The following is a 16,244-nucleotide window of genomic DNA, read 5'->3' on the forward strand; positions in this document are numbered from 1 at the left end:
AGTTCTACGAGGGCGCGGCATACAAACCTCCTTGTTTAATGCTTAACCAAAGCATAGTCGGAGGTTTACTACCGCGCTATTAAGGCTGGGTGTCCACTTTTACTTCCGTACAGTCAAACTGAGGCAATTCCATAGAGGTCCTATTTATTATTTGTATGATGAGGGACTTACATTCAAACGCACCAAAGTAATGGCTTTATCCTTTGCCGAATATTGCCTTAGTGCGGGGCTCAGTTTGCCATAGTTCTTCCCTTAAAAACCGCAGGCTAACCATTTGTTACAAACAAAACACAAAATCGATGGAACCCTTAGGCGAATACATGCTAAACAGTCAGCTTAAAATAAGCTTAATGGTTGTTAACACCATTAATCCAACAGAATAATAATCACCTAACGGGGAATTGACATGAAGGGACTAAGCCTAAAATCACAGGCCCTTAACGCGCGAACACTCAAACCACGCGCAATCACACTGACCTTTAGCGCCATCACGCTCGCCCTCGCCTTAAGCGGTTGCAGTGCACAGCATAGCGATACTGCGGCGCAGGCGAAAGTCGCACCGAATGCCATGTCGGCACAGATCATCAGCCAAAATGCCAGCAACCCATTCTTTAAACCCTATGATACGTTTATGGAAATACCGGCCTTCGATAAGATTAAGCCCGAGCATTTCCTCCCTGCATTTAAGGCGGGTATCGCCCAACAACACGAAGAAATCCAAGCGATTGTCGATAATAAAGACAAGCCGACCTTCGCCAACACCATTGAAGCGATGGAGTTTTCGGGCGATCTCGTCACCCGCGTTTCCAACGTCTTCTTTAACTTAACTGGGGCTGATACCACTCCTGAGCTGCAAGCGATTTCCAAGGAAGTCTCGCCAATGTTATCGTCGGCCGAAGACGATATCTTATTGAATGATAATCTGTTTCAACGCGTTAAAGCCGTTTACGACAGCAAAGGCAGCTTAAAGCTCAACACGGCGCAGGCCAAATTACTCGAAGACACCTATAAATCGTTCACCCGTGGCGGTGCTAACCTCAGCGAGCAGGATAAAACCAAGCTGCGCGCCCTGAATGAAGAAATCGGCAAACTTAACTTAGCCTTTGGTGACAATCTGTTAGCCGAAACCAATGCCTTCGAGCTAGTGATTAATAAGCAAGCTGACTTATCAGGTTTACCGGCCGATGTGATTGCCACCGCCGCCGAAACCGCGAAAAAACGTGGCCATGAAGGCAAATGGGTATTTACCACGTCACGCCCGTCTATCACGCCATTTTTAACGTATGCCGATAATCGCGAACTACGCGAAAAACTCTATAAGGGTTATATCGAGCGTGGTAATAACAATAATGCCAATGATAACAAAGTCATTCTGGCAAAAATTGCCGCGCTACGTGCCGAACGTGCGCAGCTCATGGGCTATAAAACCCATGCGGATTTTGTGTTAGAAGATCGCACCGCCAAGACGCCTGAAAATGTCTATGGCTTACTCAATAAAGTCTGGCCAGCAGCCCTTGCCCAAGCCAAGGCTGAGGTTGCGGATATGCAGGCGTTAATCAACAGCCAAGGCGGCAAGTTTAAGCTGCAAGCTTGGGATTGGGATTACTACGCAGACAAAATCCGTGTTGCGAAGTACAGCTTTAACGAGCAGCAAACTCGTCCTTACTTCTCCCTAGACAGCACTTTAAAAGGCGTGTTCTATACGGCCAATCGCCTCTATGGTTTAACCTTTAAAGAACGCACCGACTTACCCAAATACAACCCAGAAGTGCGTACTTGGGAAGTGTACGATAAAGACGGTAAGCTCATGGCCATCTTTATGGGCGACTATTTTACCCGTGATAGCAAACGCGGTGGCGCTTGGATGAACTCGTTTCGCAAGCAATACCATATGAACGGTGTCGATTCTAAACCCATTATTGTCAACGTGTTGAACTACCCTCGCCCAGCGGGTAATGAGCCTGCGTTGCTCACCTTCGATGAAGCCAGCACCCTGTTCCATGAGTTTGGCCATGCGCTGCACGGCATGTTATCCAATGTCGAATATCGCTCACAAGGTGGAACGGCAGTTCCTCGCGACTATGTGGAGTTCCCTTCACAGGTCAACGAAAACTGGATGACTCAGCCAGAAGTGCTCGCGCAATTTGCTAAGCACTACAAAACTGGTGAAGTGATCCCGCAGGAACTGGTGAAAAAAATCCAAGCCGCCAGCAAGTTCAACCAAGGCTTTGCGACCGTTGAATATATGGCCGCCACAAAGCTCGATTTAGATTGGCACACCCTAACCGATACCACGCCTAAGGATGCCGCCAAGTTTGAGGCCGACTCGTTCGCTGCCATGGGATTGATTAATGAGATCAGCCCACGTTACCGCAGCACTTACTTCTCGCATATCTTCGCGGGCGGTTATTCAGCCGGTTACTACAGCTACCTCTGGTCAGATATTTTAGGTGCCGATGCCTTCGAAGCCTTTAAAGAAAATGGCATTTTCGATAAGGCGACCGCCGATGCCTTCCGCAACAACATCTTGTCTAAGGGTGGCAGTGACGACCCTATGTTGATGTATAAAAAATTTCGTGGAAAAGAGGCAGGAATCGAACCGTTGTTGCGTAGCCGCGGTTTACTTGCTGAGTAATCAACCTCCAGCATGGTAAATGCCATGCTGACGTTTTACCAAGTATCTAATCAAAAACAAACGGGGAGCATATAGCTCCCCGTTTTAATTACAAATTTTAATGACTAATTAATTCTTATCGGCAGAGACAGAACTTGAGTTGCCACACCACTTGGGGTTTCAACTTCGACAATGAAGGTACCCGCGTTAGGTTTTTCCTCACCCTTGATGGACACACTAAACTCACGCCCAGCATTATAATTGCTACTTGGCCATGTATATTCTGCACCACTAGCTATTGAACCTGCACTTGCTTTAAATCGAACGATGGTGCCAGCAGGCATTTGTTGGTTGTGTAAATCAGAGATGGTGAAGTAAACCGTTGCGGCATCCTTACCAATAATATCAATACTCTGGTCTTTACTTAGGCTATAGCTATCGTCAATAAGTACATCTGCTCTAGGTGTTGCATAAGCTGTACTTCCTGACATCACTATCACTAAACTGCCTCGAACATAGAGTGATTTGGGTTCAGATATTCCATCTGCACAACCAGCATGAGCAGGTACAGAACAAAGCACACCATTGTATTTACTGTCTTTGAGATCAAAAACACCGTTAGAGTTAAAATCGATTAACTCTTCTAGCTCTCCCCCCGCTTGGCCTCCAGACTGTTGAGGGTTGAAAAAACCGTCCTCATTATAGTCGTTAAAAGCATCATCTAAATCGAAAGGTTTACCGCTCACATCTTTTTGAGTTAAAAAGGCGCTAAATTCGGATGCATCAAAGCGGCCATTACCATTTAGGTCAGGGAAAGATTCCTCGCCAATCGCGGTAGCCGTTATGGTTGCTCTACCGCCGTATTTTTGGCCGTAAACGTTGCCTAAATTAGCTGCAAGTGTAGCAACAGGTGGACGAACTAATGCGCCAGTAGCGTCTATCAACGTTTGGCCTTCAGGTCTGGCAAGTTGACTGGTCCATACCACACTACAAGTCCCTTTTACCGTTTGACAAGCATCCTCAATCGCACCACCTTCAGTAGTGAATGAAACTGTAGTTCCATCTGGTACAGGGTTGTTAAATGCATCCGCTAAGCGAGCAGTCACTGTTACTTTAGTACCATCAACATCCCAACCTTCAGCATTCAAAGTCGATGCAGATAGTGAAAAACTATCTTGGTCAGGAATGCCTGTAGATACGATTAATTGACTAGATTGACTAGAGATAACTGGGGACGAACCTGCGACAACACCTGTAACACGAACAGAAGTAGCCACTGTACCGGTTTTAACGACAGTTTGGACAATCCCTTGGTTGTTAGTCGTTGCACTTACGGGATCTAGCTCGATACCACCAGTTGTAGTGTTAAGACTAAAGTTGACCAGCTGATTGCTCACAGGATTACTGTTAGTATCCAACACCTTGAACTTAACTTCAGAAGACTCTGCACCACCCGTACCTAAAATGGCAATGTTTTGTGGTGTTGCGGAAAGAAATACGATACTGCCAACATTGGCTGGTAACACATTGATTGAAGCAGTAGCAGAAAGGTTTAAACCACCAGCATTGGCCGTAACATTAATGGGATCGGGACCCAAACACCCCTTAGCTAAATAAGTGGTAGTAGCAACTCCATTCACAGAAGGAACAGGAGAACTAATCTCTGCTTCTGGAGAAGATTTAGTGGAACATGAAGAAGAGAATTTTACATCGACAGCTTGAGTAAAAGGCTTACCTTGGTCATCCTGAATCACTACAGAAATTGTGGCTGTGCCACCTGCGGTTAAGTCAGTCACGCTGACACTTGCTTTACCAGCAACAAATGGATTGCCACTGCCCATTACAACATTAGTTGCACCCACCACGACCACAGCCGTACCTTTTTCACCACTGGCAAGCGAAGCAGTAATGGTTCCGGCACCTAAGGTATTACCAGCATAAATATCAACACTCGCTTTTCCTTGAGCATTGGTTACTGCAGTTTTTATAGGTAAATCACCAATATCATTATCAAAAGTCACAATCGTAGGTTTATTAATACCTGTCACTGTTGCGGTGAGTTTTCCAGGATTTAATGAGGTAATAGTTTGAATTGCGTTTCCGTTCGTGTCAGTGAGAGCAAGATTAACTTGCGCACCACCGCCAGCCTCACCACCATCGCCTTTCATAACAAAGCCAATTTTGCCAGATTCGCCTGTATCAATTTTTGCAGTCACTGTACCAGCACCTGCGATAGTTGCAGTATTTAATATAATGGTCGCAATACCTTCGCCATTAGTTAATGCTGTCGCTGTAGAAGGGTCAAATGATCCGATATTGGCGCTACTTAAACTAAATGTCACCAATTCACCAACTAACGCACCGGCTTTGGAGTCAACAACTTTCGCAGTTACTGTTGCGGGAGCTAAAGCGGAAATATCGGTATTGGAAATACCCATAGTGACAGTGATAACACCTGGGGTTGGGGGGGTGCCGGAGCCATCATCGGAGATACTGCCTCCGCCTCCACATGCAACCAAAAAAAGTGAACATAGTCCTGCGAGAAAAACCTTATACGCTGACTTCATTGTCAGGCTCCCTGTTATTCTAATGATAATACTAAGATTGACGCTTATAACTTATAGGCTAACATTACACAATTTTCACGTAACTTTTCCATTACTCTCTTATTTTATTTTGCATATTTTGAACTTAGTTTAACATTAGAACTCATTTAAACTTCTGCATTTTCTTGCTAGTCTTGTCGTCGCCAATATTAGAACGTATAAAAAACACACAGGAACCCCCATGGCAACCTCATCACAACATAAACTCGGCCTTACCAGTAAAATTTTAATCGGCATGGTTACGGGTATTGCAATTGGACTATTTCTACGTAATTACTTTCCGGATAGTGCATTTATTAAGGACTATATTACCAACGGCTTTTTACATGTTATCGGTACGATTTTCATCTCAAGTTTAAAAATGTTAGTCGTTCCACTGGTATTTATTTCCTTAGTCTGTGGGACATGTTCCTTAAGTGAACCCTCAAAATTAGGGCGATTAGGCGGCAAAACATTAGCCTTTTATTTATTCACAACCGCTATAGCCTTAGTACTAGCTATTATCAGTGCAGTGATAGTCCACCCGGGTAATGCTTCACTCGCGTCAGAGAAAATGCATTACGTTGCAAAAGAAGCGCCGAGTCTCGCTGATGTATTAATCAGCATAGTGCCGACCAATCCAATGCAAGCCATGAGCGAAGGCAATATGCTGCAAATCATTATTTTTGCAGTGATTTTCGGGTTTGCTATCGCTCATATTGGCGAGCGTGGTAAACGTATTGCTGTATTGTTTGAAGATTTAAACGAAGTGATTATGCGCGTAGTTACCCTGATTATGCAGCTTGCGCCTTACGGTGTTTTTGCTCTAATGGGTAAACTTGCCTTAACTCTCGGCGTAGAAACTTTCAGCAGCGTGGTTCAGTATTTCTTTGTCGTACTCGTCGTATTGCTTATTCACGCTTTTATTGTATATCCCATTTTACTTAAGGTGTTTTCAGGTTTAAGTCCGTTGATCTTTATTCGCAAAATGCGCGATGTACAGTTATTTGCCTTTTCCACCGCCAGCTCTAACGCTACCTTACCTATTACCATAGAAGCTTCAGAACACCGACTTGGTGTAGATAATAAAATCGCCTCTTTTACCCTGCCATTAGGTGCCACCATTAACATGGATGGCACGGCTATTATGCAAGGTGTCGCAACGGTATTTATCGCTCAAGTATTTGGCATTGAGTTAACCCTTACCGATTATGCGGCGGTGGTTGTAACCGCGACTCTGGCCTCAATTGGTACTGCAGGCGTTCCTGGTGTTGGCCTCATAATGCTCGCGATGGTGCTTAACCAAGTTGGCCTCCCCGTTGAAGGTATTGCGTTAATTATTGGTGTCGACCGACTACTGGATATGGTACGTACCGCAGTAAACGTCACTGGTGATTGTGTGGCCACAGTCGTGATCGCCAAATCAGAAGGCGAATTTAATGAAACCGTCTTTAATAATACTCAAGCTGGCAAAGTTGCCCCAAGCTTTGATGAGCAAGTCCATAAAATAGATTAAAAATATCCCTATAATTTATCGTTTATGTTGATCATCCCAAGCCCAACTTTGTTGGGCTTGTTTATTCTGCAATATCACCATTCTGTGAACAAGTAAATAGAATAGTCCTTTAAATATCGCTATATTAGCCTGCATCAATATTGGCGTTGGAGAAGATTATGTGGTGGAGAGTGAGTTGGATGATTGTCGCCTTTTGGCTGTTAAGCGCACATTTTTTACGGTATGACCAGCTTGTATTCACAAGCCTTTTTGCTATAGCACCTTTTTTCCTGCTTATTAAACAACCACTTGTGATTCGAATAGTTCAAGCCGCTTTGTTTATCAGTGTCATCACCGTTTGGGGAACCACTGCAATCGATGCTGTACAGATACGGCTCGCTCATGGAGAGCCTTGGTTAAGGCTGGCGATCATCATGGGCAGCGTAATGCTATTTAGTTTAGGAGCTGTGTGGAGCGGCAACGGCATCTGGAATAAAGCGAAATAAAGGCAATAGCCATTAACAATACATTAAAGATAATGACTTTAAAGACAATGGATTAGTACTTATTTTCACCACTAACGAACCTTGGTCAGCCGAGGTTAAGTTCCTTGTGGGTAAGATAAGACAATATTTGGCTCCCGCGTATAATTTGCGTACACTGAGTCCAGTCGACGTTAAGGCATGAGTATTATGAGAATTTTGGTTGTTGAAGATGATCTTATTTTATCCCATCATCTAAAAGTACAGTTAAGCGATTTGGGCAACCAAGTTCAAGTGGCCCTCACTGCCAAAGAAGGTTTTTTCCAAGCAACCAATTACCCCATAGATGTTGCCATTGTCGATTTAGGTTTGCCCGATCAAGATGGTATTAGTCTTATCCAACAATTACGTGAAGAAGGCGTTAAAGCCCCCATTCTTATCCTCACAGCGAGGGTGAATTGGCAAGATAAAGTTGAAGGCCTCAATGCGGGCGCTGACGATTATTTAGTTAAACCCTTCCAAAAAGAAGAACTTGTCGCAAGACTTGACGCCTTAGTCAGACGTAGCGCAGGCTTTGTCAAACCGGTCATTACCAGTGGTGAGTTAAAACTTGATCTTGCCGCTAAACAAGTAACGCTCGGCAATGACATTATGGAAGTCACCGCCTTCGAGTACCTTATCCTCGAATATTTAATGCGCCATTGTCATGAAGTCGTCGCAAAACAGCGGCTATTAGATGTCATTTATGGCGACAAAGAAGGCGATCCTAATACTATCGAAGTGATGGTGAGTCGCTTACGTAAAAAACTCACCCGCGATGGCATTGATAATCCGATAGCCACAATCCGTGGCCAAGGATATAAATTTAATCTGCCATGCAACTAAGGCTCAAATTCAAGAAACGTCTGCTTACCCGGATGTTTCTCACCTCGTTATCTATCATCACCTTAGTAGGGTTTGGCCTCGCTTGGATGGTCAACATTCTGCATGCGCAAAATAGCTATAACGAAGAAACCGCCCAGCTTATCGCCGAAATTCCACAAGTTGCCGCCGAGCTTAGAGAACATGATCTTATTCCTGATACCAGTGCTTGGTTAGAGGAAAACAACAAGCAAGAGCGGTATGTAATCGCAAGTTGTGATGAGAAGTTTAAACAAGTATGGACCTCATCCCTCGCTGTTGACCGTGGCCTCTTCGATACCTGCGAACGTTTCAACGAAATCCGTAACGACTCTCCGCCCTATTACCTCACCATGGCCGATGACAGAGGTTACTTTGTATATTTGCTCGCGGTAGAAATCGCTGGCGTACATTACAACCTGCTTGTAATGAAAGATGCAGCTAAGCTCGAGCAGGAATACAGCAAATTCAGTAAACGCACCTATATCCGTCTGGCCATGGTGCTCGCTCTCGCACTGATTCTGCTGGTCAGTGCGGCATATTGGGGGATGCGTCCACTAGTAAGAATGCAAAACGAGTTGCAGTCGATAAACCAAGGTAAGACTAAGTCACTTTCAGAAGGTTACCCCGTTGAGCTTGAAGGCGTAACTCAAGCGCTTAACCAACTATTACAGCAATCGAGCGCCCAACAACAACGCTATCAAAACGCGATGAACGATCTGGCGCACAGCTTAAAAACTCGTCTTGCAGCCGTTCACGCCATTACCGATGATACAAGTCTGACAAAGCAATCTGCCAATGAAAAAATCATGGAGCAGATCAGCCAAATGGATCAGCTGGTTAAATATCAACTAAAACGCGCCATGTTAGGTCGCCAGGGATTAAAGCAGGAACACACCGCTATTGCCCCACTTGTTGAGCAACTCGCGCAAATGCTATTTAAAATTTACCGTGACAAACAGGTGAAATTTAAGGCCAACATCCCGACTAATTTATTGTTTCCCGGTAATAAAGGCGATTTAATGGAACTCTGCGGTAACTTAATGGAAAACGCCTTCAGGCTATGTATTAGCCAAGTACAGGTAACAGCACATTTTAATGAGCAGGGTGATTTTGAATTGATCGTCGAAGATGATGGCCCAGGCGTAGAAGAACAACTTAGGCAAAAAATTATTCAGCGCGGCGTGAGAGCTGACAGCCAATCGCCGGGGCAAGGGATTGGCTTAGCCGTATGTGATGAAATTGTCAGTAGTTATGGCGGAAGTCTAAGTATTGAAGAAAGCCATCTTGAAGGCGCGCGATTCAGAATTACCATCCCAACTTAACTATCCTATGCATAAACAGCATAAAGCTGCTCGGCGCGATTAAACATCACCCAAGAGGTGGCAATGTACTTATCATTACTGATAGGCATATTGCCACGATGAGAATGAGTAAAACCTGCTGGCGCAATCACCATTGTGCCTTTTTTAGGTGCAATTTTACGCTGCTGATAATAAAACTCGGTCTCGCCGCCCTCTTCTACATCATTTAAATAAAACATGTAAAGCACCACACGGTGTAAGGCCTCGTTGTGGTTAAGCTGAGGAAATTGCTCGGAATGCCAGTGGGGATATCCACCTTTATTCTTTTGATATTTCTGAATATTAATACTACCACTGCGGTATAAATATTTGACCAATGCTTCGGCTCTCGGCTTACCAAGACGCTCAAAATTCGTTGGCGTTAGAGTCACAGCTTGACCTTGTTCATCACTAACAGAAACCGCCACCGCCCCCATCAACGCCATCGAATATTGAGTAAAATAATCAGCGGTCCCCTTAAGGGTATAAGATAACAACTCATTCTTAAGTGGCTGTAAATCTATGAAATTATCTAGTGTAAGATCTCGACTGATCTTTTTTTCAAGATCTACCCCGTTACCGGTTTGCCCATCAACCACACCTGAGTGGTTTTCGAACGCAAGAATGAGACGATCACATAGGTCTTCAGGTATCGCATTAGGGTATACTTCGATAAAATCCATATAGGCTCAATGCTTCGGTTATTTTCCAATCTTACTATGCTGACATGTTAGTTAAGTAATTGTAAAGCTGCACCATTGATATAAAATAACGCCATTGGCTTCACGATAACAAAAATATGAAAAAAAGCTGTAAAGTATCAATTCATCAATTACAAGTGGGTAATTTTGTGCGGTTACCCGTTGCTTGGAAAGATCATCCTTTTTTATTCAGTAGCTTTCACATAAAACAGGCTGCGCAAATTGAATTAATTAAAAATCTCGGTATTGAACACGTAATTGTCGATTTAGAGCGCAGTGAAACCGCACCGCTAAATCCTGAGGCCATTAACCCTATCAAGCTGCCACCGAGTCCAGAACTGCACGATCTTAAAAATGATATGGATGTCTATAAGGCTGAGCAAATCGAAGTCCAGAAAAAACTACGCCGAGATATTCATAAAACGGAACAAAACTTCACCCGTTCAGTGGCCATGATGCGCAGTATGATTTCTAAACTACGCAATCGACCATTGAATGCCGTTGATGATGCTAAGGTGTTAGTCCACAGTATGGTGGAACAGCTGTTAACTTCCGATAATCTAGTACTGCACTTAATGAGTGACGCCAAACAGGATGAGAGTATTTACTACCATTCATTAAACGTTGCCATACTGGCCATGCTGATTGCCAAAGAGATGGAATGGGACCGAAGTGAAATTGAATTAATCGGTTTAAGTGCGCTATTTCATGATGTGGGTAAACTCAAAGTGCCACCGCAGATTTTGAAAAAGACCACACCTTGGTCTGCGCCTGAGCTTAATTTTATTAGACAACATCCCCTTCTTGGGATTGATTTACTCAAACTGGCTGAGAATTTCCCTGAGGCTGCCTTCCCTGCTATCACCAATCACCATGAGTTTCTTGATGGCACAGGTTACCCCAAGGGATTGCAAGAAACGGATCTTGATAAGATGTCCCAGCTATTAGCAGTGGTGAATGAATATGACTCCCTGTGTTATCCAGGTAATCAGGGTAAAGCTCGTATGCCATACGCCGCGTTGGGACACTTGTATAAACAATATAAAACGAAATTAAATCAGGAATATATTGGCAAAATGATCAAGATGCTTGGCGTTTATCCCCCGGGAAGTGTGGTGGAATTGTCAAGCGGCCAATATGCGATGGTGATGTCGGTCAATCTGCAAAAGCTACTTTGCCCTAAAATCCTCGTTTACGATGCATTAGTGCCAAAAGATCAAGCGCCTATCGTTGATCTTGAAATCGAAGGGATCAGTATCGTCCGCTGCCTTCCTCCCGCGGCACTACCTGAAAAAGTTCACGAATATCTCAACCCTCGAGAACGCGTCAGTTATTACTTTGGTGGCGATAGCCGCAAATAATCCCCATAAAAAAGCCGGAGAAACTCCGGCTTTTTGCGAATACTTTGCGATTAAATCAAATTGGCCAATTACAGCCAATGCTTACGCTTAAAGAAAAAGTAAGTCCCCGCAGCACTCGCAAGCATCATTAGAATCGCCATCGGATAACCATATTGCCATTCTAGCTCTGGCATACCATTAAAGTTCATTCCGTAGCTACTCGCGATAAGTGTCGGAGGCAGAAAGACAACGGCAGCGACCGAGAAAATTTTGATGATCTTATTCTGCTGTAATCCACTAAAACCCATCGCAGCATCCAGCAAGAAGTTTAACTTGTCGAAGATAAACTGGCTGTGTGGCATTAAAGACTCAATGTCCGAGAGCATTTCACGTAAGTCTTTTAAGTGTTCATCGGATAATTGCCCGCGGTAATATCGCTGCATATAACGTAGTGAGCGCTGGGTATCGAGCAAACTTAAGCGAATCTTACCGTTGGAGTCTTCTTGCAATGTGATCAGCTTAAACACATCATCAAGCTCTTCACTGTCAAAAACCTGCTCACCGACATTTTCAAGCACGGTATACACGTCTTCGATCAAGTCAGAGAGATAATCCACTTTTAAATTAAATAGTTCGAGAAACAATTCCTGAGGGGTTGATACTTCTAGCCGACCTAACCGCAGATAGTTTCGTAATAGGCGGATAAGTCCGACATCCTCTTCGCGGATAGTCAGTAAAAAATTAGTACGCAGGTTAAAGGAAACGTTCACCCCACGCACATCTTGCCCCACCCGTTGTGGGAATAAGGAATTGATATGCAGCCCGTCGCTGTTTTGATAAAAACGTGCCGACGCCTCAATCTCGTTGATATCTTCTTCGTCTGGCACTTCTTCAACTGAAAAATGACTTAACCACTCTCGCTCTGCATCATCAGGTTTATAAAGATCCAACCATATGGTCGACGCCGGAATACTGTCCTTAGTGTTAATCTCTGTCACCGTCAACTGACGGTTTTTATAGACGTAGGCAGTAATCATGTGTCCTCCTGAAAAAAACTTAAGCTAAAAAGTCCACTTAAGTGCAGGCTAAAAAATTGTCGCTAGTTTAACGCATAACTTCGCAATGAAAAGGCGGGAGAGATAAATTCGTAAAATAAATATGCCTTAGTCTTCGAGGATCTCTAGTCGCTCAGCATTTGAAAAACGAATATGTACCCCCTCAACCGTGACCATCTTTGCTTCTGAGATATCGCCTTTACGGGCATGATAAACACCGAAACTGTCACCTGATGGGGATACAATTGTCACGGTCACCACTTTAAGCTGATCGTGCCAATACCACACACTGTAGCTTAAAATACAAAGCCCCAGCAGTAAAAATACCCCACTGATAGCGTAGCGCCGCAATAGGCTCGGCAACACAGGTGTATTTTGTAATGACGCTTGAACCACACCAGGCTTACGTTTAGCAAGCAGCAAAATCGCCATAATGATGACGGCGAGGGTGAGCAGCAGTTTTGTTAACAAGGTACACTCCAGAGGAACTAACTCGCCGTAGTATAATCGACAAATAAAAGGGAAACTGTCATTAAGATCAAGCTTATGAAACTCTTACTCAGGGGCTTGGACATTAATTTTGAATCGAAGATAACACCAAAAGATGACAAACAAAGGAAAGTTAACAATCCTCAAATTGTTTTGCCATTCTACGAATTTGAGTTAACGGCACACCGTGACGATTACGTTCAGCACACAGTTTTTGATGAACAGGATCTGATGGATTACCAACAAGTATAATTCGCACTTGATAGCCAAGGGCTTTGGCTGCGGCCTCGTAAGCCATGTACTCCCAGCGGCAGAGATTAGTATTATCACAAATCACCACAGGTTGGGCATTGCTGAGTGCTTGAATAAATGCAGTTAAATTACGTTGATGGTATTCGGAAAGTTTTTTCGCATCGAATCGATACACCTCTCCCTCGTAGAAAAAACTGTCGGTCGAGAAAATGCCGCCTTGACGGACGCGCAGCGCATATTCTAACGGCAGATTAGCGACAAACTGCTCAACCCAATAGGATTTACCGCAGCCCGGCAAGCCACGCATGATAATCGCCAGTTTTTGCGCCATGGGCTCGTTGCTCATTCTTTTAAATCAGACTCGGCTAAATCGGAGCCAATCACTTTGCCTGCGAGTATAGTATCGACTAATTTAGGCACCAACTCCCCTGCCTTACCGGTTAAATGATATTGAAACTGGCTGTGTCTATCGGGCGATTGTAAATTAACCTCGACAGTTTGCGCCCCATGATGATTGGCCGTGTCAACAAAACCCGCTGCGGGATATACCGTGCCCGAGGTACCAATGGCGATAAATAAATCACAATTATCGAGCGCATCGTGAATTCTATCCATGCCTAACGGCATTTCGCCAAACCACACCACATGGGGACGTAACCTTTGTGCAGGAATACAACACGTACAACAGTTGTTTACCCCAAAGGGTTCTCTTAATAAAAAGGTCTGACGGGAGCGAGGACAGCGGCCTTTAGATAATTCCCCATGCATATGCAGTAAGCGACGCGATCCAGCCCGCTCATGTAAATTATCAATATTTTGGGTGACAACCAATAACTGTCCAGAAAACTCAGCCTCTAACTTGGCTAACGCTTCATGAGCCGCATTAGGCATCACAGTACCACTGTGTAACTGCTCCCAACGGCTGTTATAGAAACGTTCAACAAGCTCGGCATCTCGGGCATAACCTTCGGGGGTGGCTACATCTTCAATATGATGCTCCTCCCACAATCCATCTTGATCGCGAAAAGTTCGTAATCCCGACTCGGCAGAAATACCCGCGCCAGTTAATACCACAATATGTTTGTACATACTGTTTCCTTTTATTGTAATTATTCTATTTATTGTCCCGAATTTTTCGCATCCTGAACATTATTCCTTGGTATAACCTTACAAAAACTATGCTTGAATTGCCGTAATTTATTGCGATTTCACGCTCAGTAACACAATTTATCTGCATATAGCCCCATAAAGCTAGAACAAAGGTTTAAGTTTTTAATTTGAGCCTCTATAATGGCAATCACTATCCACGGATGAACCTATTGGTTCTGCAATCAAGAGATTAGCAATGACAGATGGAAATCAAGCGCTAAAAAAAGCCGGTTTGAAAATCACCCTGCCACGAGTCAAGATCCTAGAACTGATGCAAGGACCTGAAAACCAACATATCAGTGCAGAAGACTTATATAAGAAACTGCTCGATTTAGGCGAAGAAATTGGTCTAGCGACAGTTTACCGTGTATTAAACCAGTTTGATGATGCCGGCATAGTCAGTCGTCACCACTTTGAAAGTGGTAAAGCCGTGTTCGAGTTATCGACTCAGCATCACCACGATCACTTAGTTTGCCTGTCTTGCGGTAAAGTAATTGAATTTTCAGATGAAGTGATCGAACGTCGTCAAGAAGAATTGGCCAGTAAACATAATATTAAGCTGACAAACCACAGTTTATATTTGTACGGCCATTGCACAAATGACACCTGTGATCATAACGACGAATAAGTTCGCTCGAAGGCATATTTCAATAGTGTCTTAGCTGTAAGCTATATCATAAAAAAACCAGCCATCGGCTGGTTTTTTTATTAAAATACAAATGGTTAGTTATAAAGTTTTGGCGTAGACGTTGACTTTATACCCCATAAACTCGCTAGGTTCACGCCAATGCATTCCTATGCGTTTAGCCACTGCTTCAGAACCTAAATTCCCCTCTAAGATCAAAGCGATGATTTGCGTAATGCCAAACTGCGGGAACACGCTGATTGCTGCTTGAGCAGCTTCGGTACCGATGCCTTTGCCCCAATATTCAGGAAAATAACGATAGCCAATTTCGACTTCGTTAAACTCAGGAATAAATTTTGGCCCACAAAAACCAATCACCTTGCTATCAGCCTTATGCTCAACAGCCCAGCGGCCAAATCCCCGTTGTTGATAATCCTGAAGGATCACATTGTGGAACAGTTCACGAGCTTGCTCACGCTCAGTAAAAGGCTCGGTTGGAATGTATTTCAACATCGCAGAGTTACTGTTCATCAAATAGAGGGCATCGATATCCTGCTCGGTAAAGGGTCTAAGAATTAAACGCTCTGTCTGTATAATCATATTGGCTTCCTTCATATTGCCCTCTATATACTCACTCATGTCCAGCTTAGCAACTAACGATGAAAATCACCGCTACGCTCTGGCTGATAAACAATTTCTTCAATACGGACTTTTACCATTGAGCCCCCTGGGCCTGGCCACTCGATTTCATCACCTTGTGATAAGCCCAATAAGGCGCTGCCTACGGGAGCGAGGATGGAAATCGTGCCCTCACCCGTCGCATCCTTAGGATAAACTAAACGCAAACAAAAAGTGTCGTTACTGGATGACACACTAAATTTCACTTCAGAATTCATCGTCACCACATTAGCGGGCATCTGCGCTGCGGGCACAATGTCTGCTCGGTCGAGTTCCGCCTCCAATGCTGCACGTCCCGGTAATGCATTCGCAGGTAATGACTCCAGCAGACGCTCGAGTCTTTCTAAATCGATTTCTGAAATAATAATCTTTGGCGTTTTCACAGTCTTTCCCTCATGTAAATAGATGCCCCTTAGGGTTAGCCATCTGCTCTGGGCTTATCCTCCCCCAATGGGATAAGCCAATAAAAAATACGCTCGCAGCTTAATGCCGCAATCGTGTGATAATTAAGTACAAGATTTATAGCTGAACAGCCA

General features: G+C 44.0%; 15 protein-coding genes. 7 read left to right on the plus strand and 8 right to left on the minus strand.

Translation table 11 applies throughout. The features are described from left to right. The first annotated feature begins 406 nt into the window (after positions 1-406). Positions 407-2,635 carry a M3 family metallopeptidase gene (locus tag L976_RS10590; protein WP_047536592.1) on the plus strand — a complete coding sequence of 743 codons (2,229 nt, stop codon included), beginning with the start codon at positions 407-409 and terminating at the stop codon, positions 2,633-2,635. A gap of 104 nt (positions 2,636-2,739) precedes the next feature. On the opposite strand, the gene L976_RS10595 is transcribed toward L976_RS10590, so the two are convergent. Further along, positions 2,740-5,181: a hypothetical protein gene (locus L976_RS10595; protein WP_047536594.1), complete on the minus strand. Its 2,442-nt coding sequence runs from the start codon at positions 5,179-5,181 to the stop codon at positions 2,740-2,742. A 220-nt stretch (positions 5,182-5,401) separates the two neighbouring features. Here L976_RS10595 and L976_RS10600 point away from each other — a divergent pair, with 220 nt between their 5' ends. The 4 genes from L976_RS10600 to L976_RS10615 all read left to right on the plus strand — a co-directional run bounded on the left by L976_RS10600 (position 5,402) and on the right by L976_RS10615 (position 9,401). After that, positions 5,402-6,715 (plus strand): dicarboxylate/amino acid:cation symporter, encoded by a 1,314-nt coding sequence (locus L976_RS10600; protein ID WP_037417427.1) that lies wholly within the window; start codon positions 5,402-5,404, stop codon positions 6,713-6,715. A 158-nt stretch (positions 6,716-6,873) separates the two neighbouring features. Continuing rightward, complete coding sequence (locus tag L976_RS10605) at positions 6,874-7,200, plus strand: hypothetical protein (protein ID WP_037417429.1); 327 nt, start codon at positions 6,874-6,876, stop codon at positions 7,198-7,200. A 186-nt stretch (positions 7,201-7,386) separates the two neighbouring features. Further along, positions 7,387-8,061 carry a response regulator gene (locus tag L976_RS10610; RefSeq protein WP_011072043.1) on the plus strand — a complete coding sequence of 225 codons (675 nt, stop codon included), beginning with the start codon at positions 7,387-7,389 and terminating at the stop codon, positions 8,059-8,061. After that, the gene (locus L976_RS10615; RefSeq protein WP_047536596.1) at positions 8,052-9,401 is read left to right on the plus strand and encodes an ATP-binding protein; all 1,350 of its coding nucleotides are present in this window, start codon (positions 8,052-8,054) and stop codon (positions 9,399-9,401) included. The genes L976_RS10610 and L976_RS10615 overlap by 10 nt, the downstream gene beginning before the upstream one ends. Before the next feature lie 5 nt (positions 9,402-9,406). Here the strand turns inward: L976_RS10615 and L976_RS10620 are convergent, their stop codons facing one another. Next, positions 9,407-10,102 (minus strand): 2OG-Fe(II) oxygenase, encoded by a 696-nt coding sequence (locus L976_RS10620; RefSeq protein WP_037417437.1) that lies wholly within the window; start codon positions 10,100-10,102, stop codon positions 9,407-9,409. Positions 10,103-10,218: 116 nt separating this feature from the next. Between L976_RS10620 and L976_RS10625 the strand changes: the two genes are divergently transcribed. Next, complete coding sequence (locus L976_RS10625; RefSeq protein WP_047536598.1) at positions 10,219-11,481, plus strand: HD-GYP domain-containing protein; 1,263 nt, start codon at positions 10,219-10,221, stop codon at positions 11,479-11,481. Positions 11,482-11,549: 68 nt separating this feature from the next. On the opposite strand, the gene corA is transcribed toward L976_RS10625, so the two are convergent. The 4 genes from corA to cobB form a co-directional block, all read right to left on the minus strand. Next, positions 11,550-12,497 (minus strand): magnesium/cobalt transporter CorA, encoded by a 948-nt coding sequence (gene corA, locus L976_RS10630; RefSeq protein ID WP_047536600.1) that lies wholly within the window; start codon positions 12,495-12,497, stop codon positions 11,550-11,552. A 126-nt stretch (positions 12,498-12,623) separates the two neighbouring features. Beyond that, complete coding sequence (locus tag L976_RS10635; protein WP_047536602.1) at positions 12,624-12,986, minus strand: hypothetical protein; 363 nt, start codon at positions 12,984-12,986, stop codon at positions 12,624-12,626. 151 nt (positions 12,987-13,137) lie between these two features. After that, the gene (locus L976_RS10640; RefSeq protein WP_047540380.1) at positions 13,138-13,587 is read right to left on the minus strand and encodes an ATP-binding protein; all 450 of its coding nucleotides are present in this window, start codon (positions 13,585-13,587) and stop codon (positions 13,138-13,140) included. Between the two features lie 11 nt (positions 13,588-13,598). Then, the gene (gene cobB / locus L976_RS10645; protein WP_037417445.1) at positions 13,599-14,345 is read right to left on the minus strand and encodes a Sir2 family NAD+-dependent deacetylase; all 747 of its coding nucleotides are present in this window, start codon (positions 14,343-14,345) and stop codon (positions 13,599-13,601) included. Positions 14,346-14,601: 256 nt separating this feature from the next. Here cobB and fur point away from each other — a divergent pair, with 256 nt between their 5' ends. Next, positions 14,602-15,033, plus strand: coding sequence for a ferric iron uptake transcriptional regulator (fur, locus tag L976_RS10650; RefSeq protein WP_037417447.1), 432 nt, complete (start codon positions 14,602-14,604; stop codon positions 15,031-15,033). A 99-nt stretch (positions 15,034-15,132) separates the two neighbouring features. Here fur and L976_RS10655 read toward each other — a convergent pair whose 3' ends face one another. Further along, positions 15,133-15,630, minus strand: a complete 498-nt coding sequence (locus L976_RS10655; RefSeq protein ID WP_037417581.1) for a GNAT family N-acetyltransferase — start codon at positions 15,628-15,630, stop codon at positions 15,133-15,135. Between the two features lie 53 nt (positions 15,631-15,683). Further along, positions 15,684-16,091, minus strand: coding sequence for a nucleoside diphosphate kinase regulator (gene rnk, locus L976_RS10660; RefSeq protein WP_047536604.1), 408 nt, complete (start codon positions 16,089-16,091; stop codon positions 15,684-15,686). Positions 16,092-16,244: the final 153 nt, after the last annotated feature.

Origin of the sequence: Shewanella sp. ZOR0012 (assembly GCF_000798835.1) — a bacterium.
Classification (GTDB): domain Bacteria; phylum Pseudomonadota; class Gammaproteobacteria; order Enterobacterales; family Shewanellaceae; genus Shewanella; species Shewanella xiamenensis.